Genomic DNA, 19,910 nt, shown 5'->3' on the forward strand with positions numbered 1-19,910 from the left:
GTGGGGTCAGTGTTCTGCGATGACGCCCGACAGCTCGTTGGTGCTCTTCGGCAGGGTGACGGAGGTGATCTTCTTGCCCGTCTCCACGTTGATGGCGTGCAGCGCCTTCTTACCGGGCTCGGAGACATACGCAACGTGCCCGCGCACGAACAAGGTGGGCCGGGCTTGCTGCCAGTCCAGTGGCTCCTGCCACTCCCCCACCGCGGGGATCTTCTTCTCGATGGTGGCGGTGGTCGGGTCGATGACGTGGATGGCGCCGTCGGTGCCGAGGACCAGGGCCTCGCCGTGGGGACCGCGGGCCAGTGAGCGGAAGGAGTAGCTGGTGCCCAGGTCCACCAGGCGCAGCTTCTTCTTCTCGGTGTCGATGAGGGAGATGCGGGCGGGGCGCTCCAGCTCGGCTTCTGGGTCGGTCTTGTAGTCGCCCATCAGGACGGGGGAGGTGTCGCTGCCGGCCTGGTTGCCGATGCGGCCGTAGCCGTCGGGGGAATCGATCTTGGTGAACGTGCCGTCCTTGTAGATCAGGATGCCGTCCTCGCAGCCGACGCCGACGGCTTCGTTCTTCGCGGCGGCTTCGCCGTGGACACCGGGGCAGTCCTCGCTGCGCGCGATCTCCTTGTTGTTCCGGTCCAGCACCAGCGCGCCGGTGCGCTTTTCCTCGGTGCCCAGGGTGCTCACGAGTTTGCCGTCGGCCAGTTCGATGGCGACGCCGTGGTGTGGCTCGGCGGAGGTGTAGGTGCGACCTGTCGGCTTCTTGCCTCCGCTCAGTGCGGTGGGGTCGAAGACGTTGACTTCTCCAGTGCCGTCGGTGAAGAGCGCGGTCTTTGCGGCGTGGCGGACTACGTGGCCCGGCTTGGCGCCCTTGTACTCGATGTCGGTGAGGGTCTGGTCGGTGGCGTCCAGGACACGGAATCCGCTGTCGGTGGAGACCATGACGTGGTCCTTGTCGCCTGCGGGGTTGACCCGGTTGAAGCCAGGCAGGGCAATGGTCTTGGCAAGCTTCAGGCTTTCGCCGTCGAGGATGTACAGGCCGCCGTCGAAGGTGGCGACCAGCGGCTCTTTGACCGCCAGCGCTGGCGTGGTGGTCGCGGTTGTGTCGGACTTGGTGTCGGTGGAGGAGGTTTCTCCGCCGCAGGCGGTCAGGGCCGTGGCGGTGGCCAGGACCAGTGCGGTGCCTGTGAGGGCTCTGCCGCGTATCGGCTTGTTCATGGGTTTGTTCCTTTCTGGACCGCGGGGTGGCGGCATGGGGGTACGACGAGCCGGCGCCCGATGGGCGGGCGTGCCGGGAGGGCCGGGGGGCTGGGGGTCAGGGTTGGGGTTCAGGCGCCGGTCAGGCCGGTGACCATGGCGGTGGTGTTGGCGCGCATCATCCGCAGGTAGGTGTCGGCGCCCGCACCCTTGGTGGTGAGGGACTCCGAGTGGAGTTCGACGACGCGAACCCCGTCGCCCATCTCTGTTCGCAGTACCTCGGCGAGCCGTTTGGGCTGGGAGGAGTCGGCGAAGACGGTGCGCACTCCTGCTCGTTGCATCGCCTTGGTGAGGGAGCGCAGGTCCGAGGAACTGGGTGAGGCCAGGGTGGTGCCGCTGGGGATGACCGCGCCGATCACCTCGAAGCCGAAGCGGTCGGCGAGGTAGCCGAAGACGTGGTGGTTGGTGACCAGGGCCCGGTGGTCCGCGGGGACTCGGCTCAAGGATTTCTGCATCCAGCTGGTGAGGTCGGCGACCTGCTTCGCGTAGCGGTCGGCGTTGGCCCGTATCGTGCCGGGGTCCACGCTGGTGACGTGGTTGATGACCTGGTCGGCTATCAGGTCGGTGACTTTGTGCATCCGGTCGGGGTCTGTCCAGAAGTGGGGGTCGGGCTGTCCTTCCTCGCTCTCGGGGCCGCCGTTGTCGGCGGTGTGGAAGGTGAGCGGGTGGGCGGCCTCGCCGGCGGAGAAGGTGGCGACACCGGCTTCGCGGGCGGCGTCCACGTGACGCAGTACGTTCTCCTCCAGGCCAAGGCCGTTGTAGACGACCAGATCGGCCTGTTCCAGCTCGGCGGCCTGCACCGCGGACAGGCCGAAGGAGTGCGGGTCGGCATTGGGTTTCATCAGGACGGTGACGTCGGCCTCGTCGCCGACTATCTCGCGGGTGACGTCGCCGAGGATGTTGGTCGTGACGACGATGCTGGGCCGGTCGTCGTCGGTGGTGCAGGCGGTGGCGGTCATTGCTGTCACGAGGGCGAGGAGGCCCGCGATCAGGTGTGGCGGGCGAGGGGTGCGCACCCTCGCGCGACGCTTCGCTTCGGTTCGGCTCATCGTCCTGTCTCTGCCATGAGGACCGGTTTGACGTCCAGGTCGAAGGAGCGCGCGATGCGCAGGCCGTCGTTGTAGTCGATCTCGAACACTCTCTTGCTCTCTGGGTCGTTGACGTAGGCGCGGCTGCGGTTGACCTCGATGACGGGGGTGTTGCCGTCGGAGTCGGCCCGTTCCCCTGCTGTCAGTAGCGGCTTGGTCCGTGCGGTCTGCTTTCCGGTCGCGACGTCATAGCCGTGTAGGGAGCCGTCGGTCTCCAGGACGAGCAGCGGGGAGTCCTCGCCGGCCGTGTTGACCGCGACGACGGGCCCGGTATCGATCCGCTTCCAGGTCCGCTCGGCGACGTCCAGGATCCAGATGGCGTCGTCTCCTGCTGGGGCGGTGAGGGTGTCGCTGCCGGGACGATGACGGAAGGCGGTGGCGCGTTCCTGCGCCGGGACGTGCTTTCCGTACGGGATCTTCTCGGCAGTGAAGGCACCGTCCTGTGCACGCACGAGCAGGGCGCCGTCGGCGCAGCCGAGAATCACACCGCGCCGGGTGACCGCGTCACCGTGGGGGGCTTCGCACGTCACGTCCGGGGAAGCAACTCGTTCGCCCTTGCGGTCGAGGACGACGAGTTCCGTGGTGCCGTCCGTGTTCGCGAAGGCGAGCAGGTTTTCCTCGTACGGCACGACGACGCCGGTGTATGTGCCGCGTAGCGTACGAGGGGTCGCTATTCGCCCCTTTTCCAGTTTGCTGCGGTCGTAGAGGACGGTGCGGCCGTTTTGGTCGGTCACCGCGGTCACGGCGACGTCACTGCGTATCTGGGCTTGGCCGCCGGCGGGAAGCTCACCCAGATCTCGTATCGCCGCGCTGTAGTAGTGGACGTGGTCTCCGTGGTCCACCATCCAGGCGCCGCTGTCGAGCACATGGGTGCCGTCGGCCGCTTGCAGGTAGCCGAACCTGCCATCCGTGCTCAGCCGAACGGCGTCCTTCACCTGGGCCGTCGTGTGCACCTTGCCGGTGACGAGGTCGAGAACTCTGGTGTTCCCGCTGGTGGGGTCGTTCAGGAGAAGCCGGGACTGCTGCTCGGCGGCCTCCTTCGCTCCCTCGACGTACCCGTGCGGAGTGGCGGGCGGGGGCTTCGCCGCGGATCGCCCGGCATCGGCCTCCTCACTCGCACAACTCGTGGTGAGCAGCGCGGTGAGGACCAGTGCGGCCGAAGCCCACGGAGTGACGTTTCTGCGGACGGTCATGATGATCGCCTCTGGCTTCTTTCAGTTGACTTCGGGCAGGGGCGCCGTGAAGTGGACCTGGCGCGTACGACGGTCACGCAGGCCGGACAGCACGTGGGAGACGAAGAACAGGCTCACCGCGAGGGCCGCGACAGTCGCGCCAGCTGCGGTGCTCAGATGCCAGGACAGCAGCAGGCCGCCGAACGTGGCCAAAGTGCCGAGCAGGGCGGCGAGCACCATGACGCCGCGCACGGAGCGAACCCAAGGCAGAGCGGCCGCCGGCGGTGCGATGAGCAGTCCAAGGACGAGCAGTGTTCCCACGATGTGGAACGAGGCGACGATCGCCAGGCCGAGAAGGCCAAGGAGCACAGCGTGGGCCAGGCGCGGCCGCAGCCCCAGGGTGTGGGCCTTGCGTGAGTCGAACGCCAGGGCCAGGAAAGCACGGTGACCGAGGACCGACACCGCCAGCGCCGCGAGCAACGCCGCCGCGAGCACGAGGAGATCCTGCTGCCTGACCGCGAGGACGTCCCCGAAGAGAAACCCGGTCAGGTCGACCGCGAAGGACTGCGAGCGCGACACGATGATGACCCCGAGCGAGAGCATGCCGACGAACAGCAGCCCGATGCCGGTGTCCTGCGACAGCCTGGGCGTACGGCCCAGCGCGGTGACGCCTGCCGTCATGACGACAGCGCTGACCACCGCGCCCACCATCAGGTTGCCCCCGAGGAGCGCGGCGACCGCGACGCCCGGCAGCAGCCCGTGGGACATGGCGTCACCGAGGAAGGCCATCCCCCTCAGCACCACCCAGGTGCCCGCCAGCGCACAGATAGCGGACACCAGCACCCCGCCCCACAGGGCCCGCTGCACGAAAGTCACCTCGAACGGGACCGTCAACCATTCCATGACCCAGACACTACAATGAAAATCATGTTCAATAAATCCCGCCCCTCCCCCGCCCCACCCCTCGACCCGACCACCTCCCTCCACTTCTCGGAGCTGTGCGCCGGCTATCCAGGGCGCCCAGTTCTCCACCAAGTCAGCGGAGAAATAAAGAAGTTGACCACGACAGCACTCGTCGGCCCGAACGGCAGCGGCAAGTCGACCCTGCTCGGCGTACTCGCCGGTGTGATCAAGCCGATATCCGGCGACCTCCTGCGCACCAGTGACCGGCCGCCCGCCTTCGTACCGCAGCGCGGAGCAGTCGGCGACACTCTCCCGCTCACCGTTCGGCAAACCGTAGAGATGGGACGCTGGGGCGAGCGCGGTCCGTGGCAACGGCTAACCGCACGGGACCACGCGACCGTGGACGCGATGCTCGACCGGCTCGGCATCGCCGACCTCGCCTCACGCCAACTGGGCGAACTCTCGGGCGGGCAGCGTCAACGCGCGCTCATCGCCCAAGGCCTGGCGCAGGAGTCGGACCTACTGCTCCTCGATGAGCCGACCACGAGCCTGGACCCGGAGGCAAGGAACCGGATCGGGACGCTGCTGACGGCGCTCGTCGCCGACGGGGTGACGGTCGTCCAAGCCACACACGACCTTGAGGTGGCGCGCGCGGCGGACACCTGCCTCCTGCTCCAAAACGGCCGCCTTGCCGGACAGGGGTGTCCGGACCAGGTCCTCACCACGTTGTCACTGACGCGCCTCTGGCAAACGCTCTGAAGAACCCGGCACACAACGGGCCATGCCGACATGGCCTGGAGGGCGATGTCTCCCTGATGCTTGCGGAGCGGGAGTGCGGTGGCGGCCCCGGAGGCGGTGCGGGCAATCATGTCTCCCCGGCTGGCGTGCCCGGCCCGCTGCGAGCCGGCAGCCATCTGGCCGGTCAGCCAGCATCGACGCCTCGGCAGCAGCGCTGAACGCTGCCTCAAAGCATTGCCATCCCCGCCACGGCCGTCGCCAGGAGTACGACGACAGCCAGCGCGTTGATCACCACGTCCAGCCTCTCCCCGCGACGTTCGGCGGCTCGGTCCAAGGTGAAATCGGCAAGGTCGCCGGGCGCGTAGTGGACCGTGACATCTCGGCTGTACGAGCCGGCTGGGTCCGGGAGGTTGGACGTGCAGTGAGCCGTGACGGCCATGCCCTCGTGGGTGGTGAACGACACGACCGGGGTGATGGTGGTTGAGGTGCCGTTGTCCTGGTCGACGGTGACGTCCTTCAGGACCGCGATGATCCGTCCGTGCACGGTGTCCATCGCGGCCAGTTTCTCGATGCGGTGATTCTTGGCACGTACGGTTCCGGGCAGGTGAACGGCGGCGAACACCGCCAACGGCCCGCCGAGGCCGATCAGCGCCCACGGCCACTCCCAGGCGACTCCCGCGAGGGCCACCAGCCCGCAGTAGACCATGAAGAGTGCGAGAGTCGGCTGGCCCAGCCCACGACTCGGTTCCTGAGGTGTGTTGGCAAGCCGGTAGGCATGCGGCCTGCCTCGCGGGTGGCTGACCCCTATCTCCCGTCCCTCCCATGCCACGGTGATGACCTCCCCTCGCTCGCCGTCGTTGGTCACGGTGACCTCCTCATCGGAGGTCGCGTCGCGGTAGGAGATGACCACCGATATGCCGCCCGTACTGGACCCGCCGTGCCGAGGCATCCTCACCTGCTCGATCCGCCCTGTGCGCCGGACCGTCCGCTGGGCCCTGGTCACTCCGGCCAGCGCCATGCCGTACCCGGCCAGCGCCAGCACAGCCCACACCGCGCACCACAGTGCGAGGAGCTTTTCCCAGTCCATGACGCCCACCTCCTGCTGGTCCGGTCAGCCGCCGTTACGCCTGAGCACTTCGCCCTTCCCGTCCGCCTCGAGCGTTCCCGTGCCCCCGTCCCCGGTGACCACGACTCTGAGCCTGAGCGGCCCGGTGACGCTGTCGGCGATGAGCTGCCAGCTCCGCGGTGAGTCGACGTTGAGGGTGGTCCGGGCCTCCTCGACTAGGGCCTGTGTGATGTCGTGATCAATTGCCGGGTTCTGTGCTCTTCGTGGGGTGGAATCCGGTAGGACTGTGGTCGTGACGCGTAGGCAACTCACCAATGCCCAGTGGAAGTTCATCGAGCCGTTCCTGCCGATCGGTAGGTACGGCCCGTATCCGGAGCGTTTGCGGGAACAGTTCGAGGGGGTGGTCTGGCGGTTCCGCTCCAGCGGTCAGTGGCGGGAGATGCCTGCCGAGTTCGGCCCGTGGGCCACCGTCTACGGACGTTTCCGCGTCTGGCGGGACGCTGGTGTGTTCACCGCTCTGCTGGAAGGACTGGTCGCTCAGGCAGCCCGCGCGGAGCAAACAGACTTGTCGCTGGTCAGCGTGGACTCCACTACGGTCCGCGCCCACCACGACGCCGCCGGGCTCCGCGTCAGCAAGCACCTCATGTCGGCCCTGGAGGAAGCCGCGCTGGAGCAGGAGACAGCCCGGCAAAAAGGGGTGGCACGGAGGAACAGAACGGACAGGACGAGCGCCGGCGTATCCGGCGCCGACGCAAGCTCCGCCTGAAGCAGGCCCAGCTCGGCCGGTCCCGGGGCGGCCTCACCAGCAAGATTCATCTCGCGGCGGACCGCAGATGCCGTCCGCTCGCGTTCGTCCTGACCGTCGGGCAGGCCGCGGACAGTCCGCAGTTCATCCCCGTGCTCGAGAAGGTGCGAGTCCGTCTGCCGGTGGGCCGTCCCCGCACCAGGCCCGGCGCCGTCGCCGGCGATAAGGCCTACTCGTCGCGCGGAAATCGCCGCTACCTGCGAAAACGCAACATCAAAGCAGTCATCCCGGAGAAGAAGGACCAGGCCGCAAACCGCAAGAAGAAGGGCTCACAAGGCGGCCGGTCCATCAGCCACAACGCCGACCTCTATAAGGAACGGAACACCGTCGAACGCCTGATCAACAAGCTGAAAGCCTGGCGAGGCATCGCCACCCGCTACGACAAGTCGCCCGAAAGCTACCTAGCCGGCCTCCACCTCCGAGCCTCCATGATCTGGATCGACGACCTACTCAAGACCACCGCGTGATCACGACATCACACAGGCCCTAGTACTGCAATCACACTTGCGTGTGGTTGAGTTGGTGTATGGCTGAGCTCGGGGTGGGGTTGGTTGGGCAGTGGGACGGGGTGCTGGCGGGTTTGCATGCCAGGTTCGCGTCGCGTTTCGTGAGGTCGGAGCCGCGTGCGCGGGCGCTTGCGTATATGCGGGGCCTGATCGCTCCGCTGGAGCGGAAGAACGGCTGGACGCTGGCGGAACGGGCCGGTGACCGGCTGCCGATCGGGATGCAGCGGCTGCTGGGCGAGGCGGACTGGGACGCGGATGCAGTCCGTGACGACGTGCGGGACTACGTTGTCGAGACGATCGGTGACAAGGACGGCGTCCTGATCGGAGACGACACCGGCTTCCTGAAGAAGGGTGTGCGCTCGGCCGGCGTCCAGCGGCAATATTCCGGAACGGCTGGACGTACGGAAAATTGCCAGGTCGGCACCTTTCTGGCCTACGCCTCGACGAAAGGCCGGGCTCTGATCGACCGGGAACTGTATGTGCCCGCCTCGTGGACGGACGACCGTGAGCGGTGCCGGGACGCGGGGATTCCGGACGAGGTGTTGTTCGCGACGAAGACGGAGCATTTCAAGGCCATGCTCCTTCGTGCGGTGGAGGCCGGCGTGCCGTTCGCTTGGGTCACAGCGGACGAGGCCTACGGGCAGTCGAAATCCCTCAGGTGCTGGATGGAACAGCGGGCCATCAGCCATGTGATGTGCGTGAAGACCAGCGACACCGTCATCACCCGCGGCATGGGCGAACGCCGTGTCGACGACCTCGTCACCGGTCTCGCACCGCAGGCGTGGAAGCGTCTGTCCGCCGGGAAGGGATCCCACGGCGAGCGCATGTACCAGTGGGCGCGGATTCCCATCCGGATCTGGTGGGAGAACGGCCACGGCCACTGGGTCCTGGCCCGCCGAAGCCTCAAAGACCCCACGGACCTCGCCTACTACGTCTGCTACGGCCCCGTCGCCACCCGACTGAAAGACCTGGTCAGGGTGGCCGGCGCCCGCTGGGCCGTCGAAGAATGCTTCCAGACCGCGAAGGGCGACTGCGGCCTGGACCACTACCAAGTCCGTCTCTACCACGCCTGGTACCGGCACATCACCCTCGCCATGGCCGCCCTCGCGGCCCTGACCGCCGTCCGCGCCCACGAACTCTCAAAAGGGGAAACAGCGGTGGCCTGATACCGCTGTCCGTAGCGGAGATACGCCGCCTCATCGGCCACCTCCTCCGCCCCGCCCACCTCACCATCCACCACCACCTGCACTGGTCACACTGGCGAAGACTCAGCCAGACACGCGCCCGCGACAGCCACTACAAACAACGCGGACACACCCCGTAACTGTGATTGCAGTACTAGTGCCGCCTCAGGCAACGTTTGCCTCGTCGTGACGTGACGCACCGTTTGGGTCCTGTCCTGGTCGGCGTGCGGCCGCCAAGCTGTGCGGGTGGCTGAACGAGTACGCGTCCGTGAGATCGACGACGATGAAGGCCGACGGTTGTTGCGCATCGTCCGCCACGGCACAGGGTCGGTGGTGACCTGGCGCCGGGCCCAGATGGTGCTGCTGTCCGCGCAGAGCATGCCCGTGGTGAAGATTGCCGAGGTCACGTTCACCAGTGCGGACCGGGTCCGGGACGTGATCCACAATTTCAACACCGACGGGTTCGCATCGCTCTACCCGAAGTACAGAGGCGGCCGGCCGAAGACTTTCACCCTGCCCGAGCGCCGGGATATCAAGAAGATCGCCAAGTCCAAGCCAGCCGAGCACAATCTGCCCTTCTCGACCTGGAGTCTGATCAAGCTGGCCGACTTCCTGGTCACCGAGGGGGTGGTCGACGACATCAGCCACGAGGGCCTGCGCATCCTGCTCCGCGAGGAAGGCGTCTCCTTTCAACGCGTGAAGACCTGGAAGACCTCGAAAGACCCGGACTACGCGGAGAAGAAGGCCCGTGTCGAGCATCTCTACGCCATCGCCGACGGCGAGGTCATACCCGAGGACGGCGAGCCCGAGATCATCCTCTGCATGGACGAATTCGGCCCGCTCAACCTCCAGCCCCACCCTGGACGCCAGTGGGCCGAACGCGGTGGTCGGCACAAGGACCCCGACCGAGCCCCCCGGCCACGGCGGCGGGCGACCTACACCCGCCCGCATGGCGTCCGGCACCTGTTCGCCGCCTACGACCTGGGCAAAGACCAGCTCTATGGTCACATCAAGAAGACCAAGAACCGCTCCAAGTTCCTGGAGTTCTGCCGCTACCTGCGCTCCTTGCACCCAGCGAAGGTGCGGATCGCCATCATCTGCGACAACTACTCCCCGCACCTGACCACGAAGCGGTGCCAACGGGTCGCAACGTGGGCGGACGCGAACAACGTCGAGATCGCCTATACCCCGACGAACTCCTCCTGGCTCAACCGCATCGAAGCGCAGTTCACCGCCCTGCGCTACTTCACCCTCGACGGCACCGACCACGCCAGCCACAAGGAGCAGGGCAGCATGATCCGCCGTTACATCATCTGGCGAAACCGCCACACTCACGACCAGCAACTACGAACCGTGGTCAAACAAGCCAACATCGCCTGAAGCGGCGCTAGAGTGGGATTACCCGGACTCGCACCGCGAGCTCGGTTCCGACCTGACGCGCGATCGTAGCCACCAACTCCTCAACCATGGGTTTGTCTGGTGTGCCGTGAACCGTGACCTGAAGGCCGGGCATTTCCCAAGCGAACTCAATCTCCATGCCCTTGACAGCGATCCGGTAGTGGCCATCGCCAGCCACCGGCACCGCCCCCCAGCCCGTTGGCTGAAGCACATCCGGGCACCTATCCGAGCGCACCGGCCCGAGGAAAACGTCGTCATCGGTCGCAAGCAAGTACTCAAGCACACCATCAGTATGTCGGCCTGACAGGGCGAACGTTGCTTGATGCGGCACTAGGTCGGCGACGCGATCGTAGGGAAGGGACCTCGGCTCGAACCCGGCGACCTCCGCGCCGGCGGGCGTGAAGACAACCGTGAGCAGGCGGTCCTGCACGATGACGGTGAACGCGCGACGCTTGTCCGCGCCCTGTGTCAACGACTCGACAGCCCGGCGCAGTTCGCTCTCATCGAGCATCGATCGGCCGGGGCCAATGGCGACCGTTCCTGTCATGGACGTCACGGTGATCGTCGATGACGAGGAGGAGACAGACGGTCTGGGGACGGCGCCGTTGTCGCCCTCGTGAAAGTCGAACAGGTCGGCACGGAACAGCAGAAGCACGGCGGTCACGCCGAGCAGCAGCCCGCTGAGATTGAGGAATCCGTTGAAGGAGCTGTCCGGGGTCTCGCTCCTCATAACCGGGCCGGGCACCGAGACCACCCGGGCCACAGCCGCCCGTTCCTCCCATTGCGGAGTCGGCCGTCTCACGATCTGCGTCCTCCACGGGCGGTCCGGCGGATACTCCACCACTACGGTCCCGCCTGACCGGTACTCGGTCAGCTCGACGCGGTTGACGTCCTGCCACATCTCGACGCGGAACGCAGGCGCGTCGTCCGGCACGACGGACAGATCGAATCGCACTGGCACATCGCTGGTCTCACCCCAGACCGGCTCACGACTCTCGATCACCGCGAGCGCCCTGCGCGGAACGACGGCGGCCTCGCTGGCACGACGCGGCAGTGTAGCAAGGAAGAAGAGAAGGCCGTAGAGCGCGGGCACGACCAGCCCCGTGACAAGCATGGGCACGCTCTCGACCATGCAACCGCCGATGAAGGCCGTCAGGGACGCTCCGATGACACCGGCCGTCAGGAACCCCGAAGCGAGGTCGGCAGGCGCGTGGTGCGTGAGCGGAGCACCCACAGTCATCGTCATGCGGCCGATTGTGCCCGTCATGGGCAGCAGCGAACAGACCTGGAAGTCGTGACACCGATAGGGGATCACCCACGACACATAGGCGGCCCGCTGAAGTCGATCCCGGCATCGCAGCCCAGGCGCGCAGGAACCTCGACGGGCTGGGCCTGGACCCGCTTGTCATCACTGGCGACGGCGAACAAGGGCACCCGGCAGCCGGCCCCTACGACCGGATCGTCGCCACCGCTTCAGTCCGCCGGATCCCCCGAGCGTGGCTGGAACAGCTGCGCCCCGGCGGTGTACTCCTCGCTCCCCTCGACAGCCCTTTCGGTTGCGACCTGCTGGTACGCCTCACCGGTGCGGGCGGCACAGCCGCGCGAGGGCACTTCGTGGCGAAGGTCGAGTTCATGCGCTTCCGCGGCCAGCGCACGCCCCGCCCATACGCGGAGTTGGGATGGCCCGAGACCGCCAGCGTTGAGCGCTGGCAGGAGCTGCAGGTCGAGGCGGGGCTTCGTGGTCAGCAGATCCTTGACCCCTCTCCGCTACGAGCCACCACGCGGAGAACTCGAGCGGAGGGCTCCGCCCCGTAATTTTCAGGCTTCTGTCAGACCCCGTCGGTAGTCTGCCCGTATGACTTTCCCGTCCGCAGCCGGCATCCCGATGCAGCCGCTTACCAGGGCCGCCGTGGTGAACGCACGGATCCGCCAGTTCGTGGACCGGCCGGACCTCGACGACGTCGATCGTGCGCAGCAGTACGCGGCCCTCCTGGAGGAGAGGGCTCAGGCAACTTGCCCTTGTCCCGCTCCTGTTCGTGCCGCCTGACCCGGCCTTTGCCGAGTCTTCCCCTTCCCCGACCCCGACGCGCGAAAGATCACACACCGCGTACAGCAAACGGGCGCCTCCGTATACGGGGGCGCCCGAACCTTGCTGTGCACGATCAAGCCTACCCGGGAGGCGCCCAGGGCTGGGCGGGAAGAGGAGGGCTGATCATATCTACGCTCGACCCTGCGGGGCGTAGATATGGTTCATCGCGGCGCCAGGAATGTCGACGCTAAGAACGGAAATTGCGGCAGATGTCGGCTTCTGAAGCCGATAGGAGGCGCCGCTCCTCAAGAGCAGATCTGGGTTTTATCTCGGCACAGAAAGAACACTGCGGATGTCCCCTTCGAGTCCTCAGCTCTGCGTTAGTCGTTGCCATATCGAGGCACTTCGGGGTATCCCCGAAAGGAAATTACCGACCCTTCTCGTGGTAGAGTATTGATGAATTCACAGGGCGTTGCGATAAAGGGGACTGGCGTGAATACCGAGAAGGTTGCGGCTCGACGTCTTACGGCCGACGAAATTTCAGCTTTGGGACTCCAGGACGAAACCCTTGTCCAGGTAGGAATGGATGGAGTTTCTCACGACTGCTATGCGCCAGCTTTCCTCACGAAGCCGGGTGAGAATTTTGAGGGAGGGTCCTTCGTCGCGCGGACCGTATTCGGCGAGGAGGTTCATGTTCTTCCCGAAAATGCGGAAGAGGGTGGGATCTGGATCGCCGACAAGGCGGGGGAGGAAATCGAGGTGCTCCAGAGTGCCGGCGTTCTCCTGAACCTGGCCCTCTTCGTTCCCAACGGCAGCAAGGAATCCCTGGAATCGCTCTACTCTGCCGCTCGGGACGCGTTCGGTGCGGGGGTGGTTCAGCGCTGGAGCGAGGAAGTCGTCGAGGTACCTGATGCCAAGGTCGACCTTTACGAGGAACCGGCACGGGGCCGGAAGAACGCCAACAGCCAGAATCGCGACCGGCGCGCCCTTGACATCTACCCGACGCGAGTGCGGTTCCTGGAGCCCAGCGAAGGCTGGAAGTTCGTCGTCGAACCGCACAAGGAGATCATCGACGAGACACCGACGATCTGACCTCACAGCAGGTTAGCTTCAACGCTTCGCGGGAGCCCGTCAGCATGCTGACGGGCTCTTCGCCGTGATGGAGGACAGCCTCCCCTCAAAAGTCAGGGCGGGTTAACACGCCGACGCTCACAGCGACGTCTTCTCCCACACAACTTTGGCCGGTCGCACTGCTGGATCCCGTGTGAAGTCCACGAACACGGATACCGCCTGTTCACGGTCATGAAGCACGCAGCGGTAGTGCCGCTCGGGGGAACCGGCGCGGAACTCGACCGCGTATGCGCCCGCAGCGCCGTCGGCCCGAGCGTCGGTTCCACCTGGATATACCGCCTTGGTGGGGCCTTGAGGATCACGAACCAGTTCTCGGCCGACGTCGGCGCACCGCCCGCTCCACGCTCTCCAAGTCCGGGTCGCGGACCGGCAGGCCGACACACGACTGCAGTTCCAGCGCGTCCGCACTCCGCAGCGCGGGTGGAACATGTACTACGCCGGCTTGAGGGTCGAAGTGAGGTGACCCCCGGAGTGTGGACACAAGGGTTCATGCTGCGAGTTGGAGTTTACGTAATCCGGAACAGGGCAGCCGGACTCACCGAACTCCTGGCCCGAGAGCTTCGCGGCCGCGGCCGCGAAGTCGTAGTCGAGCACCTGCACGTCCATCTGCCGCGCGTCATCAAGACGCCCGCAGGCCCCCGCACCGCCAACCCAGAGAAGGAGAGGGTCCGATGATCCGTCCCTTCCGCCGCTGCGGCCACGCCCCCGGCACCCTCTCCGCCCAGGACCAGACCGTCGTCGACCAGTTCCGCGCGACGCTTACCGCCCTGCGTAACCCGCAGCCCTGGGCGCCCGGCCGCTCCCAAAACATTGCCGTGCGCATTGGCCCGTTCGTCGAGCGCGCACACACCCGCCCCGGCGACGACCACAGCCCCGAGATGATCGCCGTCGCCCTGGTCCACCCCGCCGCACCGCACGCCGCGGCCTACCGGAACGGCCGCCAGCTCGGCTACACCGAACGCGGCTGGCTGCGCTGCCAGACCAGCTCAATCCTCGGCATCCGGCAGCCCAGCTACGAGACGCTCACCCACGCCGCCGCGAACCTCCTCCAGCCCGACGACCTCGGCATGGACCCCGCCCGCTACGCCCTCTGCATCGAAGCCCGCAAACGCGACGACAGCCCCGACGGCCACACACTGCTGCGCCTCGGCCCGTACACCCAGACCGGGCACGCGCAGCAGGACCACGACCGGCTCACCGCCGCACTGGACAGGCAGGAGACCACCCTCGTGCCGGGACGTGCGGTTCGGCCCCCTCGATGTCAGCGATCACCAGCTGTTCACCAACCCGTACGAGACCGACGCAGTCGGGCTCCCGAACACCGCAGTCGCGGGGTCGGGCGCGTGACGGCCCAGCCAGGCTGGTTCCTACCGTGAAAGCCCGCACCCCCGCCGCGAAAGCTGTGGCGGGGGTGCGGGCCTTCTTGCGTTTCTACGTGGCTCCCCAGCCCCTGCGAACGGCACCCGGGGGCTACAACAAGGAGGTCACCAGCGCTCGTACGCGGTGAAGGGCTTGGCGGAGCTGCCCGAGCGGACGGCGATGATCCGGTCCTTGTACGGGAGCAGGCCGTCGAAGGAGCCCACGTTGTCCCGGAAGGTGCGGTCCTCCTCCTCGTCTCCGGTGGCGGCGTCGAAGCCGTACAGGTGGTCCCCGTATCTGTCGGATGCCTTCACAGCCATGACCCGACCTGCATGGGCATGCAGTCCCTGGATGGCGTAGGCGGCCCCGCCGATGTCGTCGTTCTGCCACAGTTCGTCGCCGGATGTCAGGTCGAAGGCTACGAGACGTCCCCAGGGGCCGCCGTCGGTGAGCGCGAAGAGTCGCTTGCCGGAGACGACCGTGTCCGGGCCGATCGAGCCGTAGTCGTCGCCGGTGACCTGGACCCGCGCTCCGGGGCGGCCGTCCGGCCCGAAGGTGAGGAAGGCCTCAATGCCCCGGTCGCCCTCGTCGACTCGCAGCACGATCGGGTCGGTGGCTGTGATCGTCACGCTCGAGCCGGTGGCGACGCCGTTGCGGGTGTCGAGGGGTGTGGTCCACCGTTCCTTGCCGTCGGCAGGGTCGAAGGCGGCCAGCTTCACCTCCTCGCCGCAGGCCAGTACTGCGACAACCTGCTTCGGCGCGATGGCGGTCCTGGCCGGGGCGCAGCCCTTGGGCACCGCGGCCGTCCAGCGTTCGGAGCCGGTGAGCAGATCGAATGCGCGCACGGTGGTGGTGCCCGTTCCGGTCCCGGCGTCGAGGACCACGCCGAGCCCGCCGCCCGCGGCGAGTGCATCGGATCTGTCGGCGGTGCCCCCGGTCGCCGTGGCGAGGGTGGTGTTCCACAGTTCGCGCCCGTCGGTGAGGTCAAGCGCGGTGACGACGGCACAGCGCCCGCTGGCTTCTCCGGTCTTTCCGGTGTGTGCGACCAGCACGCGGGTGCCGTCGGTGGTCTTGCTGGCGGCGCAGATATCGGTTTGCCGCGGCGGGACGAACTGCCAGCGCTCCTTGCCCGAGTCGGCGTCGAAGCCGGTGACGGCGTCGTACCGGGCGAGCGTGAGGGTGTCGCCGACGAGCCAGGTCTGGTGGGTGCTGTCCTCGGGTGCCCTTTTTTCGCTCCGGGAATCCCAGGCTGTCGTCATCGAGGATCCCGGCCAGTAGCCCAAGGAATCCAGGGTCGCCCAGGCAGTGCCGCCGACGATCGCCAGTGCGACGCCTATGCCGGTAAGGCAGCCGAGCTGGGACCTCCATGCGCGTGGAGTTCCCGTGCCGCCTCTTCGGGCGCTGTTCGTTCGCTCCGCCATGCAAATCCCCGCCCCTGGTCCGCCACTCGGATGGCCTACAGCGTAGATGCCGGTGATCATCAGTGCCGCACCGCGGACGATTGCAACCCGTGAGGAGAAACCATCCCGCGTGCGGGAGGAGAGGCGAAGCCCCCTGCGCTGCCTGGACGTCCACCAACGAGCGCTGCCTCCTCCAGCACGAACAGACCGGAAGGTGGAAAGTCGCCAGCGGCGCGTTCGGCGACCACGTCCGCGCGTCCCCCACCAGATCACTCACAGACCATCAACGAGCGGGCCTGCGCTCGCAACAGCGCATCAGCTGGCCGTAAGTGCCGGCGTCGACAACGAATTTTCTTTGGCCAACCTTTTGGCCTGCGGCATCGATGGTGACTTTGATATAGGAGGACTTATGGGGGCTTCCGACAGTGATCACGCGCATCCTGACCTGATGCTCGAAGCGGCAGAAGTGTGCGGTGGGCACCCTGGCTTGAAGCGGCTAGCGATCCGCACCTGGCAGCGGTAGTGCCGACAGATCGGCAAGACGTTCCCGCCGGGCCGCTCACCCGGCGTCGGCGACGGCCGCGAGGGCCTGGGAGAAGGCGCGGGTGCGGGCGGTCTCGTGGTTGCGGTGCCACACGAGGGCGAGAAAGGAGTCCTGGAGGCCGGTGAGGGGGACGAAGGTGACCGCGCGGCGGCCGTAGTAGTCGGCGGTGGGGTGGCACAGCAGCATCGCGCCGCGGTCCGCCTGTACCAGCGCCAGGCCCTCTTGGAGCGTGCTCACCGAGGGGCCGGCGGCGATGGGACGGCCCTCGGGAGTGGCGGCCGGGGCCTGGGCGCGGCGCCAGTATTCCGGGGCCGCGCCGTGGACGCCGATGAGCGAACAGGCCGTCAGGTCCTCGGCGTCGAGGGCCTTGCGCTTCGCGAAGGGGTGCCGGGTGGACACGGCGAGTGACTGCGGCTGTTTGGAGAAGACCTGCCCCAGCACCAAATCGCTCTCCTGGACCGGCATCAGTACCACGGCCGTGTCGACCTCCCGCCGGCGCAGCGGGCCGAAGGGGTCGGAGAAGGGGATCTCCACGATCTCCGTGGCGCAGTCCGGATACCGGCTCTGGAAGAGCGCGATGGCGTTCATGACCTGGTCGTTGGCCGTGCCCTGGAAGCCGACGCGGAGCAGCCCCCCGACGCCCCGCGCCACGTCCCGTACCTCGTCGATCGTCTGCACGATGGCATCGAAGGCCGGGCGCAGTCCCGCGAGGAGCTGTTCGCCGAGTGGCGTGAGCCGGACCCGGCGGCTGGTGCGCTCGACGAGCCGGGCGCCGACCTTGCTCTCCAGGGACCGCAGCAGTTGGCTGATGCGGCTCTGCGAGACGTACAGGCGTTCCCCTGCCCGACCGAAGTGGAGTTCTTCGGCCAGTGCGAGAAAGGCCTCCAGTTCGCGGGCGTCCAGACTGCTCACAGCGGTTTCTCCCCCCACCGCGGCACGGGTGCTCGCGGACGGCCGATCTATCGATGAGCCCAGCTCATAGAAGGATGAGAGGTTGGCCGTTGTTCCCTCGCCCCGGGGTCTGTTGGCTGGAGGCATGACGCAGGTTGAGGAATCCACAGGTACACCATCCGCCCGGCAGAGGTCGCCGCTCAGTGGCTGGCTGGGCGTGGTGGCCCTGGCGCTGGGCACGTTCACGGTGGTCACGTCCGAAATGCTGCCCGTCGGGCTGCTGACCCCGATGGGCGAGTCGCTCAGGGTCTCCGAAGGGGTGGCCGGCCTCACGCTGACGATCACCGGACTGGTCGCGGCGGTCTCGTCCCCGGTACTTGTCTCGATGCTCGGCAGGACCGACCGCCGGATGGCGCTCTGTGCGCTGGTCGCCGTGCTGGTGGTCGGCAACCTGGGCGCGGCCTGGGCTCCGAACTTCGGGATCATGGTTGTGGCCCGCATCCTGGTCGGCATCGGCATGGGCGGCGTCTGGGCCATCGCAGCCGGCCTCGCCGTGCGGCTGGTGCCGGCGAAATCGGTCGGCCCCGCCACCTCCCTGGTCTTCAGCGGAATCGCCGTGGCGTCCGTGCTGGGCGTTCCGGCCGGAACGTACCTGGGAGCGGCGGTCGGGTGGCGCTCCGCGTTCCTCGCGGCCGCCGGGCTCGGACTGGTGGTCCTGCTCGCGGCGGCGGTCCTGCTGCCGCGGCTGCCGGCGGAGCGCGCCATCCCGCTCGGCGGTGTGATGGGACTGTTCGGCAACGCCCAGGTGCGTACGGGCCTCATCGTCGTCGGGTTCGTGGTGACCGGTCACTTCGCCGCGTACACCTACATCAGGCCGGTGTTGGAGGACGTCTCCGGCGTCGGCGCGGGAATGATCGGCACGTTGCTCCTGGTGTACGGGGTCGCCGGTGTGGCCGGGAACTTCCTGGCCGGGGCCGGGGCGGCCCGCTCGCCGCGCAGGACGCTGCTGGTGATCAGCGCGGTCATGGCGGCCACCGTGATCGCCCTGCCGTGGCTGGGCGGGTCGGTGGCTCTCGCCGCCGTGCTGATGGCGGTCTGGGGGCTGAGCTACGGAGGTGTCTCGGTCAGTACGCAGACCTGGATCCTGCTCGCCTCCCCGGATGCCCGCGAGGCGGCATCCTCGCTCTTCGTCGGGGTGTTCAACGGAGCCATCGCGCTGGGCGCGCTGATCGGCGGGCTCGCCGCGGACGGCATCGGCATCACGGCGGTGATGTGGGTGGGCGGAGCGCTCGCGGTGGGCGCGTTGGTGACCACGACGGTCGGCTGGTCCCCCGCGCCGGCCGTCGGAGCCTGACCGCCCTGGTGTATGGATTCACCGCGCCCGTGTCGCGTGAACGGCATCCGGGAGGGACCCCGCTCCTGTTACGTGAACGGTGCCCGGGGGCGAGCAACCCCCGGGCACCGGTGCGGGTTACGGCTGGTTGGAGGCCGGCTCCCCGGCAAGGGGCAGGGCGGTGAGGAACTTCGTCATCGCGTCGGCCCACGCCTCCGGGCGTTCCGCGGCGATGGCGTGGCCGCAGTCCAGCGTGACCAGCTCGGCGTGCGGGATGCCGTCGGCGAGTTCCCGTGAGTGAAGGGGAGTGGTGATCAGGTCGGCCAGGGGGGAGATCACCAGGGTGGGAACGGTAATCGTGCGGAGATCCTCCCGCACGTCGATGTGGTCGAACATCGCCAGCTGTGCGTCGGCTCCGACCGGCATTCCGGCGGAGAACAGGGCGACCTGCTCCTCGACTTCTTCCGGGCTGCGCCCGTCGAGCCACTGCGGGCCACCCACGAGGAGTGACAGATAGGACGCGAGGGTCCTGGGGTTCCTGGTGTCCCGGGCGAGCGCACGCCAGGTGTCGATGACGAGGCGGAGCCGGGAATTCGGATAGGCGAAACCGGAGGACAGGATGAGTCCGGTCACTCGGTCGGGATGACGGGTGGCCGCTCGCACGGCCACGGCCGTCCCCATGGAGAATCCGGATATCGCGAAGGATTCTACGCCTGCGCGCACCGCGCTCGCCACAAGGTAATCCGCTGTTCCGTCCAGTGTGAGCCGGCCCTGCGGTAAGGGGCAGTTTCCGGACCCGGGGAAATCGGGGCCGACCACGGTGCTGACTGCGGTGAGCCGCTCGATCACTGGCCCATAACTGTCTTGAATGTCACTCCCCGCGCCATGCGCAAGGAGGAGACCTGGTCCTTTGCCGAGTTTCAGTGGATCGGGTATCGAGGCTGCATCAATGTCCATGTCGAGATCCTAAGTGGTCTCCCGTACATGGTGCCGCCTCTCGATGAAAACTGTGTGGAGTTTTCAATAAGCTACTCGAAGGAGTAGTCGTATTGACCCGATCGATCAGTAGAGTGCTGGGCGGAGCGCGGACGGATCCGGGCTTCGGTAGCGGCCGAAAA

16 protein-coding genes and 1 pseudogene are annotated in these 19,910 nt (G+C 67.2%); 8 read left to right on the forward strand and 9 right to left on the reverse strand.

All coding sequences use genetic code 11. The features are described 5' to 3' along the window. Window positions 1-6 precede the first annotated feature (6 nt). The 4 genes from aztD to aztB form a co-directional block, all read right to left on the reverse strand. Entirely contained in the window at window positions 7-1,206 is a 1,200-nt protein-coding gene (gene aztD, locus ACK8N7_RS00985; protein ID WP_500440380.1) for a zinc metallochaperone AztD, read from the reverse strand. Between the two features lie 110 nt (window positions 1,207-1,316). Next, window positions 1,317-2,294, reverse strand: a complete 978-nt coding sequence (aztC, locus tag ACK8N7_RS00990; RefSeq protein WP_500440381.1) for a zinc ABC transporter substrate-binding protein AztC — start codon at window positions 2,292-2,294, stop codon at window positions 1,317-1,319. Next, window positions 2,291-3,526, reverse strand: coding sequence for a hypothetical protein (locus ACK8N7_RS00995; protein WP_500440382.1), 1,236 nt, complete (start codon window positions 3,524-3,526; stop codon window positions 2,291-2,293). The genes aztC and ACK8N7_RS00995 overlap by 4 nt, the downstream gene beginning before the upstream one ends. A gap of 21 nt (window positions 3,527-3,547) precedes the next feature. Beyond that, entirely contained in the window at window positions 3,548-4,408 is an 861-nt protein-coding gene (gene aztB, locus ACK8N7_RS01000) for a zinc ABC transporter permease AztB (RefSeq protein ID WP_500440383.1), read from the reverse strand. A gap of 15 nt (window positions 4,409-4,423) precedes the next feature. Here aztB and aztA point away from each other — a divergent pair, with 15 nt between their 5' ends. Further along, window positions 4,424-5,167 (forward strand): zinc ABC transporter ATP-binding protein AztA, encoded by a 744-nt coding sequence (aztA, locus tag ACK8N7_RS01005; RefSeq protein WP_500440384.1) that lies wholly within the window; start codon window positions 4,424-4,426, stop codon window positions 5,165-5,167. A 205-nt stretch (window positions 5,168-5,372) separates the two neighbouring features. On the opposite strand, the gene ACK8N7_RS01010 is transcribed toward aztA, so the two are convergent. Then, a complete protein-coding gene (locus ACK8N7_RS01010; protein WP_500440385.1) occupies window positions 5,373-6,233 on the reverse strand; it encodes a DUF3592 domain-containing protein in 861 nt (286 codons plus the stop codon). Window positions 6,234-6,504: 271 nt separating this feature from the next. Here ACK8N7_RS01010 and ACK8N7_RS01015 point away from each other — a divergent pair. The 3 genes and pseudogenes from ACK8N7_RS01015 (at window position 6,505) to ACK8N7_RS01025 (ending at window position 10,087) form a co-directional block, all read left to right on the forward strand. Then, window positions 6,505-7,484 (forward strand): annotated as a pseudogene (locus ACK8N7_RS01015) (IS5 family transposase). A 59-nt stretch (window positions 7,485-7,543) separates the two neighbouring features. Continuing rightward, window positions 7,544-8,689 carry an IS701 family transposase gene (locus ACK8N7_RS01020; RefSeq protein ID WP_403220031.1) on the forward strand — a complete coding sequence of 382 codons (1,146 nt, stop codon included), beginning with the start codon at window positions 7,544-7,546 and terminating at the stop codon, window positions 8,687-8,689. Window positions 8,690-8,953: 264 nt separating this feature from the next. Beyond that, complete coding sequence (locus tag ACK8N7_RS01025) at window positions 8,954-10,087, forward strand: IS630 family transposase (protein WP_500440386.1); 1,134 nt, start codon at window positions 8,954-8,956, stop codon at window positions 10,085-10,087. A 7-nt stretch (window positions 10,088-10,094) separates the two neighbouring features. On the opposite strand, the gene ACK8N7_RS01030 is transcribed toward ACK8N7_RS01025, so the two are convergent. After that, window positions 10,095-11,351 carry a hypothetical protein gene (locus ACK8N7_RS01030; RefSeq protein WP_500440387.1) on the reverse strand — a complete coding sequence of 419 codons (1,257 nt, stop codon included), beginning with the start codon at window positions 11,349-11,351 and terminating at the stop codon, window positions 10,095-10,097. A gap of 8 nt (window positions 11,352-11,359) precedes the next feature. Here ACK8N7_RS01030 and ACK8N7_RS01035 point away from each other — a divergent pair, with 8 nt between their 5' ends. The 3 genes from ACK8N7_RS01035 to ACK8N7_RS01045 all read left to right on the forward strand — a co-directional run bounded on the left by ACK8N7_RS01035 (window position 11,360) and on the right by ACK8N7_RS01045 (window position 14,641). Then, window positions 11,360-11,920: a hypothetical protein gene (locus tag ACK8N7_RS01035; protein ID WP_500440388.1), complete on the forward strand. Its 561-nt coding sequence runs from the start codon at window positions 11,360-11,362 to the stop codon at window positions 11,918-11,920. Between the two features lie 706 nt (window positions 11,921-12,626). Next, complete coding sequence (locus tag ACK8N7_RS01040) at window positions 12,627-13,226, forward strand: hypothetical protein (RefSeq protein WP_403218485.1); 600 nt, start codon at window positions 12,627-12,629, stop codon at window positions 13,224-13,226. Window positions 13,227-13,936: 710 nt separating this feature from the next. Next, window positions 13,937-14,641, forward strand: a complete 705-nt coding sequence (locus ACK8N7_RS01045; protein ID WP_500440389.1) for a hypothetical protein — start codon at window positions 13,937-13,939, stop codon at window positions 14,639-14,641. A gap of 108 nt (window positions 14,642-14,749) precedes the next feature. Here ACK8N7_RS01045 and ACK8N7_RS01050 read toward each other — a convergent pair whose 3' ends face one another. Both ACK8N7_RS01050 and ACK8N7_RS01055 read right to left on the reverse strand, forming a co-directional pair. Beyond that, window positions 14,750-15,883, reverse strand: coding sequence for an outer membrane protein assembly factor BamB family protein (locus ACK8N7_RS01050; protein WP_500440390.1), 1,134 nt, complete (start codon window positions 15,881-15,883; stop codon window positions 14,750-14,752). Window positions 15,884-16,583: 700 nt separating this feature from the next. Further along, window positions 16,584-17,480, reverse strand: coding sequence for a LysR family transcriptional regulator (locus ACK8N7_RS01055; protein ID WP_500440391.1), 897 nt, complete (start codon window positions 17,478-17,480; stop codon window positions 16,584-16,586). A 124-nt stretch (window positions 17,481-17,604) separates the two neighbouring features. Between ACK8N7_RS01055 and ACK8N7_RS01060 the strand changes: the two genes are divergently transcribed. Then, window positions 17,605-18,813, forward strand: a complete 1,209-nt coding sequence (locus ACK8N7_RS01060; RefSeq protein WP_500440392.1) for an MFS transporter — start codon at window positions 17,605-17,607, stop codon at window positions 18,811-18,813. A 117-nt stretch (window positions 18,814-18,930) separates the two neighbouring features. Here the strand turns inward: ACK8N7_RS01060 and ACK8N7_RS01065 are convergent, their stop codons facing one another. Continuing rightward, window positions 18,931-19,749: an alpha/beta fold hydrolase gene (locus tag ACK8N7_RS01065; protein ID WP_403218480.1), complete on the reverse strand. Its 819-nt coding sequence runs from the start codon at window positions 19,747-19,749 to the stop codon at window positions 18,931-18,933. Window positions 19,750-19,910 lie beyond the last annotated feature (161 nt).

Origin of the sequence: Streptomyces griseobrunneus (assembly GCF_046713465.1) — a bacterium.
GTDB classification, from domain to species: domain Bacteria; phylum Actinomycetota; class Actinomycetes; order Streptomycetales; family Streptomycetaceae; genus Streptomyces; species Streptomyces microflavus.

Excerpts from the sequence above, each read along its gene's own strand:
- aztD (WP_500440380.1), bottom strand. The coding sequence starts at position 1,206 with ATGAACAAGCCGATACGCGGCAGAGCCCTCACAGGCACCGCACTGGTC.
- aztC (WP_500440381.1), bottom strand. The coding sequence starts at position 2,294 with ATGAGCCGAACCGAAGCGAAGCGTCGCGCGAGGGTGCGCACCCCTCGC.
- ACK8N7_RS00995 (WP_500440382.1), bottom strand. The coding sequence starts at position 3,526 with ATGACCGTCCGCAGAAACGTCACTCCGTGGGCTTCGGCCGCACTGGTC.
- aztB (WP_500440383.1), bottom strand. The coding sequence starts at position 4,408 with ATGGAATGGTTGACGGTCCCGTTCGAGGTGACTTTCGTGCAGCGGGCC.
- aztA (WP_500440384.1), top strand. The coding sequence starts at position 4,424 with ATGAAAATCATGTTCAATAAATCCCGCCCCTCCCCCGCCCCACCCCTC.
- ACK8N7_RS01010 (WP_500440385.1), bottom strand. The coding sequence starts at position 6,233 with ATGGACTGGGAAAAGCTCCTCGCACTGTGGTGCGCGGTGTGGGCTGTG.
- ACK8N7_RS01020 (WP_403220031.1), top strand. The coding sequence starts at position 7,544 with ATGGCTGAGCTCGGGGTGGGGTTGGTTGGGCAGTGGGACGGGGTGCTG.
- ACK8N7_RS01030 (WP_500440387.1), bottom strand. The coding sequence starts at position 11,351 with ATGACGATGACTGTGGGTGCTCCGCTCACGCACCACGCGCCTGCCGAC.
- ACK8N7_RS01045 (WP_500440389.1), top strand. The coding sequence starts at position 13,937 with ATGATCCGTCCCTTCCGCCGCTGCGGCCACGCCCCCGGCACCCTCTCC.
- ACK8N7_RS01050 (WP_500440390.1), bottom strand. The coding sequence starts at position 15,883 with ATGACGACAGCCTGGGATTCCCGGAGCGAAAAAAGGGCACCCGAGGAC.
- ACK8N7_RS01060 (WP_500440392.1), top strand. The coding sequence starts at position 17,605 with ATGACGCAGGTTGAGGAATCCACAGGTACACCATCCGCCCGGCAGAGG.
- ACK8N7_RS01065 (WP_403218480.1), bottom strand. The coding sequence starts at position 19,749 with ATGGACATTGATGCAGCCTCGATACCCGATCCACTGAAACTCGGCAAA.